At 46.5% G+C, this 12009-nt stretch carries 10 protein-coding genes; 6 read left to right on the top strand and 4 right to left on the bottom strand.

Annotated elements, in window-relative coordinates:
- Window positions 1-19: 19 nt before the first annotated feature.
- Genes ACYZZ0_RS08625 through ACYZZ0_RS08615 form a run of 3 tightly spaced genes read right to left on the bottom strand, consistent with a single transcriptional unit; the run spans window position 20 to window position 4787 of the window.
- A complete protein-coding gene (locus ACYZZ0_RS08625) occupies window positions 20-1528 on the bottom strand; it encodes a SpoVR family protein (RefSeq protein ID WP_461536208.1) in 1509 nt (502 codons plus the stop codon).
- The gene (locus ACYZZ0_RS08620) at window positions 1521-2822 is read right to left on the bottom strand and encodes a YeaH/YhbH family protein (RefSeq protein WP_461536207.1); all 1302 of its coding nucleotides are present in this window, start codon (window positions 2820-2822) and stop codon (window positions 1521-1523) included. The genes ACYZZ0_RS08625 and ACYZZ0_RS08620 overlap by 8 nt, the downstream gene beginning before the upstream one ends.
- Before the next feature lie 42 nt (window positions 2823-2864).
- Complete coding sequence (locus ACYZZ0_RS08615; RefSeq protein WP_461536206.1) at window positions 2865-4787, bottom strand: PrkA family serine protein kinase; 1923 nt, start codon at window positions 4785-4787, stop codon at window positions 2865-2867.
- Window positions 4788-5010: 223 nt separating this feature from the next.
- On the opposite strand from ACYZZ0_RS08615, the gene ACYZZ0_RS08610 reads away from it, so the two are divergent.
- The 6 genes from ACYZZ0_RS08610 (at window position 5011) to ACYZZ0_RS08585 (ending at window position 10810) form a co-directional block, all read left to right on the top strand.
- Window positions 5011-6096: a GlxA family transcriptional regulator gene (locus ACYZZ0_RS08610; protein ID WP_461536205.1), complete on the top strand. Its 1086-nt coding sequence runs from the start codon at window positions 5011-5013 to the stop codon at window positions 6094-6096.
- 114 nt (window positions 6097-6210) lie between these two features.
- On the top strand, window positions 6211-7191 hold the full coding sequence (locus ACYZZ0_RS08605) for a hypothetical protein (RefSeq protein WP_461536204.1): 981 nt from the start codon (window positions 6211-6213) through the stop codon (window positions 7189-7191).
- Between the two features lie 151 nt (window positions 7192-7342).
- On the top strand, window positions 7343-8329 hold the full coding sequence (locus tag ACYZZ0_RS08600; protein WP_461536203.1) for an ABC transporter substrate-binding protein: 987 nt from the start codon (window positions 7343-7345) through the stop codon (window positions 8327-8329).
- A 63-nt stretch (window positions 8330-8392) separates the two neighbouring features.
- Complete coding sequence (locus ACYZZ0_RS08595) at window positions 8393-9199, top strand: alkaline phosphatase family protein (RefSeq protein WP_461536202.1); 807 nt, start codon at window positions 8393-8395, stop codon at window positions 9197-9199.
- 2 nt (window positions 9200-9201) lie between these two features.
- Window positions 9202-10044 carry an ABC transporter permease gene (locus tag ACYZZ0_RS08590; protein ID WP_461536201.1) on the top strand — a complete coding sequence of 281 codons (843 nt, stop codon included), beginning with the start codon at window positions 9202-9204 and terminating at the stop codon, window positions 10042-10044.
- Window positions 10028-10810 (top strand): ABC transporter permease, encoded by a 783-nt coding sequence (locus ACYZZ0_RS08585; RefSeq protein ID WP_461536200.1) that lies wholly within the window; start codon window positions 10028-10030, stop codon window positions 10808-10810. The genes ACYZZ0_RS08590 and ACYZZ0_RS08585 overlap by 17 nt, the downstream gene beginning before the upstream one ends.
- Window positions 10811-10814: 4 nt before the next feature.
- Here ACYZZ0_RS08585 and ACYZZ0_RS08580 read toward each other — a convergent pair whose 3' ends face one another.
- A complete protein-coding gene (locus tag ACYZZ0_RS08580) occupies window positions 10815-11753 on the bottom strand; it encodes a hypothetical protein (RefSeq protein WP_461536199.1) in 939 nt (312 codons plus the stop codon).
- Window positions 11754-12009: the final 256 nt, after the last annotated feature.

The raw sequence follows: 12009 nt of genomic DNA, 5'->3' as shown, positions 1-12009 counted from the left end.
TGACTTTTCTGTATTTTATTCACCCCTGCTCACTGTCGGGTAACCAGTAGCGCTGCTGAACCTTCCCATACTCATCAACCGACTGCAGGCTGACATCAAAGCCCCACAGATAGTAAACATGTTTCAGAATCTCTTGCGTGCTGGCAGCATCCAGTGGCCGTCCCTGATGCATTTCATGCACCAGAATCATTGAGCGATCTCCGGTGACATCTACGTCCAGCACCTGAATATTAGGTTCACGGTTACCCAGATTATATTGCGCAGATAATGACTGCCTGAGCGATCGATACCCTTCTTCATCATGAATGGCGCTGATCTCAAGATACTGATGGGCATCATTATCATCGATACCAAACAGCCGCATATCCCGCATCACTTTGGGAGACAGAAACTGCAGGATAAAGCTTTCATCCTTGAAGTTCTGCATGGCAAAGTGAAGTGTATCCAGCCAGTCACTGCCCGCAATATCCGGAAACCACTGCCGGTCTTCCGGCGTTGGATTCTCACAGATCCGGCGAATATCACTATAAATATTAAAGCCAAGAGCATAGGGGTTGATGCCGGAATAGCGCTGATCATCAAAAGCTGGCTGAAAAACGACATTGGTATGCGAGTGAAGGACTTCCAGCATAAAGCCTTCATTTACCAGTCCTTCGTCATACAGGCTATGCACTAACGTGTAATGCCAGAAGCTGGCCCAGCCTTCATTCATAACCTGGGTCTGGCGCTGGGGATAAAAGTACTGGGCTATTTTTCTGACGATCCTGATGATTTCCCGCTGCCAGGTTTTCAGCAAAGGTGCATTTTTCTCAATAAAGTAGAGAATATTTTCTTCCGGCGACTTGGGAAAACGCTCGCTTTTCACCTGCGTTTTTTCTTCCTTGACCGGAATCGTACGCCATAGGTCATTCAGGTTGCGCTGGATATATTCCTCACGCTCCCGGGCCTGATGCCGCTCTTCTTCAGGAGAAAGATGTGCCTGTCGTTCATACCGGTTAACGCCCTGATTCATCAGTGCATGGCAGGCATCCAGCAAGGTTTCTACCTGCTCCACGCCATACTTTTCTTCACACTGGGCAATGTAATGCTTGGCAAACAGCAGGTAATCGACAATGGAGTCGGCATTGGTCCACTGTTTGAACAGATAATTGCCCTTGAAGAAAGAGTTGTGGCCATAGCAGGCGTGAGCGATAACCAATGCCTGCATTGGCATTGTGTTCTCTTCCATCAAATAGGCAATACAGGGGTTGGAATTGATTACCAGCTCATAGGCCAGCCCCATCTGCCCCCGCCGATAGCGTTTCATATTGCTAAGGAACTGTTTACCAAAGCTCCAGTGGTTGTACATCAGGGGCATGCCAACAGCAGCATAGGCATCGATCATCTGCTCCGAATTGATGATCTCTATCTGGTTCGGATAGGTATCAATGCGGTACTGCTCTGCCAGCCGACCAATTTCCCTGTCGTACGTTTCCAGCAGTTCAAAGCTCCATTCAGAACCTGTAGATAGAAGGCAACGCTCAGCCATATCCGAATCCCCTCAACGCTGCCAATGATGACGGATGCTTGGCAAACAGCCGGCGGAACACTGGATAAATATCCTGCTGCGACCTGATTCTCTGACTGGCAAAATGCTCATTTTCCTGACCAAGAAGCTGGTAGGTATGCCATAAAGCCTGAGGTGCTTCGGCAATCTCGACATAGGCAAAATAACGGCACAGGGGTAGCAACTGATCTGAAAGAATCTCTCTACAACGATCGATATCTTCCCTCCAGTTATCACCATCTGATGCCTGGGCGATATAAATATTCCATTTTTCTGGAGGAAAGCGCTCGGCAATAATCTCGCTAGCCAATTTCAGGGCGCTGGAGACCACTGTTCCTCCGGTTTCCCGGGAAAAGAAAAAATCCTGCTCATTACATTCGCGGGCTTCGGTATGGTGTCGGATAAAGACGACCTCAACAGCTTCATAGTTTCGCTGCAGAAATAAATACAACAGCAAAAAGAAGCGTTTGGCGATCTCCTTGATCGACTGGGTCATCGAGCCTGAAACATCCATCAGACAGAACATCACAGCTTTACTGCTGGGAAGCGGCAGCTTGGTAAAGCTGTTATATCGCAAGTCAAATTCGTCGATAAACGGCATTCGCCTGAGTCGCCGGTTCAAGGCCTGTATTTCCAGCCTTAACTCCTCTTCCCGCTCAGGATCATTGCAATCAGGATTGACCTGAAGTTCGCGCAATTGTCGTTTTAATTCACGAATCTGTTTCCGCTCTTTTCCTGACAAGGCAATTCGTCTGGCATGAGCGGCTCTGAGAGAGCGGACTATATTCAACCGCTCCGGTGAACCTTTGGTAGTAAACCCGGCGCGATGCATCCGGAACTCGGTAGCATCTTTTAATTCCTTGCGAACCAGGTTTGGCAGCTCTAGTTCATCAAACAGATAATCGAGAAATTCATCCCGGCTGATTTCAAAAGCAAACTGGTCCTCACCCTCGCCCTGATTGCTGGCATCTCCATCGCCTGTTCCCTGCCCACCACCACCGGGTGGCCGTTTGATCCGGTCACCGGCATGGAACTGACGGTTACCGGGATGCACCTGTTCGGAACGACCGCCACTACCATGATGAAAGACCGGTTCAGATAAGTCTTTCCTGGGAATACGGATATTATCGCCCCGGTCTATATCGGTAATAGAACGCTGACTCAGTGCATCCTGCACTGCTTTGTGAATAACTTTATGATGCCGCTGCAAAAATCGCTGGCGATTGACCGTGCTTTTTTTCCCGGCATTCAATCGTCGATCAATGATAATGCTCATACCAACCTCCTGCTGGGTTCAGGACAGATCAGATATGAGAAGCTATTGAGATTTTCTCACCCGGATATACCACTCGGACAGCAGCCTTACCTGCTTCTCGGTATAGCCGTGCTGAACCATACGATCGACAAAGTCGGCATGTTTTTTCTGGTCGTCTTGCGAGGCTTTGGCATTGAAAGAGATAACCGGCAACAGATCTTCCGTATTGGAGAACATCTTTTTCTCAATCACCAGTCGCATTTTTTCATAGCTGAGCCAGCTGGGGTTTTTGCCTTTCAGACTGGCTCTGGCGCGCAATACGAAATTGACTACCTCGTTCCTGAAGTCTTTCGGATTGGCAATGCCCGCCGGCTTTTCGGTTTTCTCCAGCTCATCATTCAATTCGCCACGATCCAGAATCTGTCCGGTATCCGGGTCTCGATACTCCTGATCCTGAATCCACAGATCGGCGTAGGTGATATAGCGATCAAATACATTCTGGCCAAACTCGGAGTAGGACTCGAGATAGGCGGTCTGAATTTCCTTGCCAAGAAACTCAATGTATTTAGGCGTCAGATACTCTTTGATAAAGCTGATATAACGCTCTTCCACTTCTTCCGGGAATTGCTGCTGCTCAATCTGCTGTTCCAGCACATACAACAGATGTACAGGGTTGGCTGCGGCTTCAGTTGGATCAAAGTTGAAAACTCTGGACAGAATCTTGAAAGCAAAACGGGTTGAAAGCCCTTCCATACCTTCATTCACTCCGGCCACATCCTTATATTCCTGCAGCGGCTTGGCATTGGGGTCGGTGTCTTTCAGATTTTCGCCATCATAGACTCGCATTTTTGAATAAATTGACGAGTTCTCCGGCGTCATTATTCTGGACAGCACAATGAATTGAGCCAGGATACTGAGCGTATCCGGCGCACAGGGAGCATGATGCAATGAACTGTGTTGCAGCAGCTTCTCATAGATTTTGATTTCTTCACTGACCCGAGTGCAATAAGGCACCTTGATAATATTAACCCGGTCGATAAACGCTTCATTGGTGCGATTATTCTTGAATGTCTGCCATTCTGACTCATTTGAGTGGGCCAGAATTACGCCTTCAAACGGCAGCCCGCCAAGTCCCTCAGTGCTATTGTAATTACCCTCCTGGGTTGCCGTCAGTAACGGGTGTAGCACCTTGATCGGTGCCTTGAACATTTCAACAAACTCCATAATGCCCTGGTTTGCCCGACACAAAGCACCGGAGTAACTGTAGGCATCAGGGTCATCCTGGGAATACTCTTCCAGCTGACGAATATCGACCTTGCCAACCAGGCTGGAGATATCCTGATTGTTTTCATCACCGGGTTCGGTTTTGCAGATGGCAATCTGGTTGAGCCGACTGGGGTGGAGTTTAACTACCCGGAATTTTGTTACATCACCGTCGTACTCTTCCAGCCGCTTAACCGCCCAGGGAGACATGGTATAACGTAGATAGCGGGTTGGAATACCAAACTCGGCTTTCAGGGTTCCACCATCAGATGCCGGATCGAACAGCCCCAAAGGTGACTCAAAGACTGGCGAGCCTTTAATGGCATAGAAAGGTATGTCCTCTATCAACTCCTTGAGCTTTTCGGCCAGTGAGGACTTGCCGCCCCCGACAGGCCCTAGCAGATAAAGCACCTGTTTCTTTTCTTCCAGTCCCTGCGCTGCATGGCGGAAATAAGACACGATCTGTTCCACCGGCTCTTCCATACCGTAGAACTCATCAAATGCCGGATAACGGTGAATCAGTTTATTGGAAAATATTCGGCTCAGCCGGGGGTCCATTGAAGTGTCAACCACTTCAGGCTCCCCGATGGCCATCAGTAGCCGTTCTGCTGCATTGGCATATACGCTCTTGTCTTCACGACAGAGATCCAGATATTCCTGAAGACTCATTTCTTCCTGTTGTCTGGACTTGAAACGTTCCCTGTAGTCGGCGAAAAGCAGCATATTTGAAGCCTCCGGAGAGCAAACTCGGTAAAGCCGAACCCTTGTCATATAAACTGACAGGAGAGGGTGCGTTAAGTTTATCAGGAAGTCTGCAGAATGCCTGATTCATAAATCGGCCGTTGATGAAGCTGAGCATGTACCTCTTGATCAGCTTCACTTATCATAGGCAGCTACCGGCCATATGCTCCCCGTGCGATACCTCTAGATATAAGACTGCTGAAGCATGACCACCGCTTGTAACACCGATACCTTGCCTCGGGGTTCAGTCCCCTGTGCAACATGCAACAACATCACTGGCGATGCTGACGGCGAGCGTCAGCCGAAGCGTTGCGGCTTTCTTTTGCTTGGCAATTTTTCCATGACGGCGTTTGCCTCGGCAGCCGAACCGCTGCGAATGGCTAACTGGATTCGCAATGAAGATCTGTATGAAATTCTGACCCTTACCACGGACGGACAACCTGTTACCTGCTCAGCAGGGGTTCGGGTCATGCCAGATTACTCTCTGACAGCACGATGCGATCAAGGGCACAATATTACGGACACTCTGGACGTGGTTTTTGTTGTAGGAGCCAGTCCGGTTGCGCCTACCATCAATGATCAAGCCATCGCCTGGTTACGCGCGTTCAACACCCTGAACCGTGATGAAGCCACTATGAGTATTGGCGGCATCGGTACCGGTTCCTATGTACTGGCCTGCGCCGGTCTACTCGATGGATACAAGGCCACTGTTCACTGGTGGAGCAACGATGCTCTTAAGAATGAATTCCCGCTGATTCAGCTAACCGATGGTTTATATGAAATAGACGGCAACCGATATACCTGCAGTGGCGGTACTGCGGCGACCGATATGATGTTATTTGTAATCGGCAAACACCATGGAATGGAGTTATCTGCCAGTATTTCCGAGCAGTTTGTATGCGAGCGGCTGCGGACTACGGACGACGCCTACCAAACCCCGCTACGCCACCGTATCGGATCAGCACAGCCCAAGCTGGTTGAAGCGGTGACTTTGATGGAAACCAATCTGGAAGAATTGCTGACCACTGATGATATTGCGTTTCATGTTGGACTTTCACGGCGCCATCTTGAGCGGCTGTTTAAAAAGCATCTGCAGACATTGCCATCCCGTTACTATTTACAACTCCGAATGGAAAAAGCCCGCCGCTTGCTGCGTATGACAGAGCAACCGGTACTGCAGGTAGGTTTGAGCTGTGGTTTTACCAGCGCATCGCATTTCAGTACCGCTTATCGGAATCATTTTGGGCTGACGCCAAGGGAAGAAAGAAAGCGCCGGCAGGAAATAGCATAATTCCAGTGTGAAGCACATACGCTGCCTTGAGTAGCTGCTAGTCTAGATATCGCCTGAACAATAATTGTCCTCCATAAAATCGGAAGCATTCATTACGACACAGGAGAATAAGAAATGTCCTGTATTACTTATCGTCGTTTGAATATCCAATCGGTCATGCAGTGGTTACTGGCAGCTTCTGCGCTTTTTTTCTGCATCGGCTTGGCACATGCAACACTTAACACTGACATGCTTCGGATAGAACAATGGCTGACTCTTACTGACTCAGGTAATCAAAAAGTCAAGGTCAAGTTTTCCTTCGCAGCTGGAGCCAACCCGCCAGAAGCAACATCTATAACATCTTCGGTGCAAAAGGTTTTAACTGGCACTGAAGTGAAAGTCCCCTCCCCTAAAAAGATTGGTTTCGACTTCGTTATGCTTCCTACCGTAACAGTTGGAACCTTGTTGCCGGCAGGAGCTGACGCTGCAGAATTTCCTCCATTGCTCACTATTGCCTATACCCTGTTGTTTTATCAGGAGCCACAGTTAAGTTCTCAGCAAACAAAAAGGCTGAGTAAAGAAGCTCGTTCAGAATTCATCAGCCAGTCTCATTTGGAAGTTTGCTTGCTTGAATCACAAACCCAGATAAAAATTGTAGGCCCCTGTATAACCGGGGCAGCTATAACTCAGAGTAGAGGCTTCGAAACAACAATATTAATCAAACTCATCAAAAATACAGGCACTCCAAATCATCCTTATTCAGCAGAGTTCAAGCTCCAGCACCTGAAAGACGATACTCGACGTGATATATCCTATTCACTTTCTGGAAGTTCAAGTGACATACCTTTTCTTTCTGCAACTTTGATGACAACCCCACAACAATATATTGAAAGCACAGGAGCAAGCTCGGAACAAGTGGCCGTTTCAGGTCATCAACAAAACGACACTCCCGCTGTCTTACCTGTATCAGAGCCTACGCCTCCTCCTTCTCCTCCACCAGGAACAGTAAAAATACAACCAACTCTCCAACCAGCGCCTCCAGTTCAAACTACAGAAACAGTTCATGGTAGTGAAGTGACTGGTTCACGCTGGAGCTTCATTCCTTGTTGTCAATAGTCACGGGAGAGTTGCAAACATTCATGAAAGCACACACGAGCTTCACGATGATATGCGGGTGTAGTTTCGTACAATGAAATTACATTTTATTTTTTTGTTGCTTATTCTGTTTTCAAACTCTCCACAGCTCCTGGCAAGCTCCATTCAATCAATGCCACTCGACGAGTTGATTGAACACGCATCCTCAGAGGGGATGGCTTGCAGCCTGACCATGCCTGACACCTGGGCTAACTGGAAACAAACCTGGGATGACCTGTATCACCTCTACGATATCAGGCACAGGGACACCTCCATGAACAGCGCTCAGGCCATCGCCTGCTTCAATGCAGATAAAGCCAACGCCAGCGCGGATATTACCGATATAGGTATGGCTTTCATTCCAAACGCGCTGCGACTTGGCGTCTGTATGCCGTACCGCACCACAACCTGGGATGACATTCCCGGCTGGGCAAGAGATGAGGATGGCTTCTGGGTTATCGCTTATACAGGCACCATTGCTTTCATCATAAATAACCATCTGGTGCCTGACCCTCCACGTAGCTGGAGTGATATTGCCAATGGTCGGTACCGGGTCGCTATTGGAAATGTAGGTAGCGGAGCACAACCCAGTCTTGCTGTTCTCTCGGCTGCGTATGCTCTGGGTGGCGATGAGTCTAACCTTGATCCAGCGTTAAATTTATTCACCAGACTTGCACGTCAGGGACGGCTGAACTTTATTGAATGCAACTCCATAACCAATCTGGAGCGGGGAGAGGTGGAAGTTGGATTAATCTGGGATTTTCTCGCTTTACATTATCGAGCAATGATCGGAAAGGAACATTTTACTGTGCAAATTCCTCTGGATGGTACAGTGACCGAAGGTTATACAACCATCATTAACCGCTATGCGCCTCATCCCCATGCGGCAGCTCTGGCGCGTGAATACATTCTCAGCGATGCCGGTCAAATTAACCTGGCACGCGGATATGCCCGCCCGATACGTAAAAGTGTTGTCCTGCCAGACAATGTACGGGACAAACTATTGCCGGAGGCGCAATACATAAACGCCCGAACCATACAAAATCGAGAGGGCTGGATAAAAAGTTCCCTTCAGCTCCAGCGGCAATGGCAGACACGGGTTGCAGTCAGTATGCCATAGCATGGTCACGACCAACTTTTCAAAGCACCCATTCGTTTATAGCCCGGAAAAAAGAACAGCAATATGCATAAGGTAATTCTTGTTGTACTGGATGGCCTTGGCTATCAGGTTGCCCATGACTGTATGGGCTTTATGCAGGCGCTTGTGGAGCGAAAAAAAGGACGGATGTATCGTATTGAATGTGAACTACCCGGTCTTTCACGCCCTCTCTATGAAACCCTGCTAACCGGAACACATCCTCTGGACAGTGGTATTACCCACAATCAGGTAATCAGAAAGTCCAACCAGCAAAGTATCTTTTCCCTTGCCTCCAAGGCAGGCCTGAAAACAGCTGCTGCGGCCTATTACTGGATCAGCGAGCTCTATAACGAGTCCCCTTTTGACAAGATTCGTCATCGATATTCAGTTACCCCGGGCAAACCCGTCCAGCAGGGTATTTTCTACTATGCGGACACATACCCGGATAGCCATCTGTTCTCTGATGCAGAATTTTTGCGCCAGCAGTACGACCCAGACTTTTTACTGGTTCACTCGATGAATATTGATGATGCCGGCCATCACCACGGCTGTAACAGTGTTGAGTATCGTCACGCAGCACGTGAAGCAGATAACCTGCTATCCGAGTATCTGCCAATCTGGTTACAGCAGGACTATCAAATTATTGTCACCAGTGACCATGGCATGAACTCAGATTGCACCCATGGCGGGGTCACCTCGGAAGAGAGAGAAATTCCTCTCTATATCGCTGGCTCAGCTTTCCAACTGGATGCCGAGCCTGCTATCTCACAGCTCGATTTATGTGGCGTTATGTGTACCCTGCTGGGAATTACTCAGCACGGAAAACCTGAAAACAGGGATATTCTAGCCTGAATATGCACAAACACTGGCTGACTGTTATTACAGTACTTCCCCTGTTGACCCTGTTTCTGCTTTTTCTAGGGTTACCGGCGGGGATCGTGCTGTATAACAGTGTCACTCTGGACGGTAACTTAACCCTCCAGCACTACCAGACTATATTCACCGGCCCGCTTTATCTGGACAGTATTTATCGCAGCCTCGTAATCACAGGCTGGTCCAGTTTATTGGGTATATTGCTTGCCTTTGGGTGTGCCCGTGCCCTGCAGGCAATAGGAGGCAGAACCCGAGACTGGGTGCTGTGCTTCGCCAATATGACAACCAACTACAGCGGTGTCCCCCTCGCTTTTGCTTTTACCATTCTCCTTGGTTTCAACGGCATGTTGATTATCATTCTGAGACAGCTGGGACTGGAGCCGGATTTCAATCTTTACAGCAAGTGGGGCTTGATACTGATCTACACCTATTTTCAGGTTCCCCTTGGACTGCTCCTACTCTACCCTGCTCTGGATACCATCAGGACTGAGTGGCAGGAAGCATCGGAGTTACTGGGTGCTGGCCGGTTTCATTTCTGGATACATATCGGTATTCCTGTACTGATGCCGGCACTATTGGGTAGTTTTCTTATTTTATTTGCAAATGCTATGGGAGCCTATGCGACGGCCTATGCTTTGACTGGTGGGAATTACAACCTGCTGGTCATTCGTATCGCTACTCTGGTGGCAGGTGATATTCAATTGAATCCCAATCTGGCCAGTGCACTGTCAGTATTACTTGTTGTCTTGCTGACAATCGCCTTGCTGGCTCACGAATTTCTTCTTAAACATACTTATCTGAATAGAAATGATGATGGCAAATAGTCGTCACTGGTTAGTGATCTTCATATTCACTACCATTTTATTTTCTCCCCTGTTCGCTACATTGATCTTCTCCCTTTCAACATACTGGGCTCTGACGCCTTTGCCTTCAGACTGGAGTTATCAATGGTATGTTGAACTTGCTACTAACTCACGCTTTCTTCATAGCCTGCTAAGATCCTGTATCTTTGCGCTTGGCGCTACAATCGTATGTTGTGTAGTTACAGTACCCGTTGCTGTCATTGCCGAGATAAAAGCACCAAAATTAAAAAAATTGATGAATATGCTATCAATCCTCCCCTTTGCCCTACCTCCTGTTGTGATTGCAGTAGGGTTATTACAAGTTTATTCTTCGGGTGTATTGATATTAACCGGAACGCCATGGATACTCATCGGTGCTTGGTGTATTTTAATTTACCCTTTCATATATCAGACGATTAGTAACAATCTAAAAGCACTCAATTTGAAAGACATGTTGGAAGCAGCACAACTTCTTGGTGCTCGTTCAAAAACAAGCTTTCTTCTTATAACTCTACCAAATATTCGAACAGGTCTTACAACAGGTATTCTCATCTCTTTTTCATTCTTACTGGGTGAGTTTGTATTCGCATCAATATTAGCCGGTTTATCCTATGAAACTGTACAGGTATATATTTACAATATAAAAGAATTTAATGGACATTTTACCAGCGCGATTGTTATATCTTACATTCTGCTAACATTTTTCTTCAGCATATCAGTCACTTTAATTAAGAATCGAAGTAAATAGTAGCTCACGGTTTACTACAAACTGTTTCAATATAACTCCGATTCAACTTTAACCCTCTATGATCAACACTTCTACGTCGCTTTGGTGACTTAGAATTCCAGCGGGTCACCTCCTTAAGCAAATCATAATCTCCGGAAAAAGGTCTATCCTTTTCTTCTTCATGGCTTGATTCAAACTCTACATTTTCATATTCATTTCTTTTTCTATCCAGAGCATACTTGATATCCTCCTCGGAAAGCACAGAAACAAAAAAATCATACTCGTCCATACCTCGTTGAAGCTGCCAGCCCCATCCGAAGTGGTTACAACGAAAAGAAAAACCCCCAGTTAGAACTGTAAAATGCGGCCTGCTCCTATTTGCCAGTTTCAAAGTGTAAACTTCACTGAAATAGTTAAGTGCATCAATCATTGCCTGCGATATTCTTCGATCAACCGCATCTCGAAGTCTGGAGATGGAGCTAGAAAGATAACCTGCACCCATGGCAGTATAAACTGGCACAAAGTCATTATCGCTATTACCGTACCAGCAGTCACTAACTTGATATAAATAATCATTTTGCAAAATACTGTCCCGGCTTTTATTAACAAAAACAACTGCAATTTTTTTTGAACCCGTTACAGTAGAAACCAAAAAAAAGATAGCTTCACGCCGAACCCTACTTCCAATAGAAAAAAGTTGTAAATCAGGATCAAAAAAAAGACAATTAGATGAAGACTTGGTTTTTATCCTGGGATTTTTCTCAACTGAAAATGACACTTCGTCATCTTCAGCAAAATCAAAAACAATAGCTATACCAAAATAACACTGAACGGGGCTTACAGGTATAACACAGATATAATCATATTCACTCATTGAGTGGGCTAACAGACTAGAAGAAGATAATCCGAAAAAAGAAACAAATAAAAATAACAAAAAACCTGTTTTGGATAGTATTTTTTTCATACTGAAATCCTCTCTCAGCAGATAAAACTATGACAGCACTCATTTAGCTAGGTTCATACAAATTAACAGCAAAACTGATATTTAATAGAAAGAAAAATTTCAAAAAAACTTATTCAGCCAAATTTCGAAATCACAATTCAATATAAATGTTGTATTTATTAAACAAGGTACGTTTCCAACAACGTATAAGTTGTCAGCAAATTCAATTCAGCAGGTTATTGCACTAGTTATTATGTACGCCCATGCTAAACTGCCC

Source organism: Spongorhabdus nitratireducens (assembly GCA_947387575.1).
Taxonomy (GTDB): Bacteria; Pseudomonadota; Gammaproteobacteria; order Pseudomonadales; family Endozoicomonadaceae; genus CANDOC01.
Note: the sequence above shows the minus strand (reverse complement) of the source record. Positions and strands in the feature narration are given on the sequence as shown.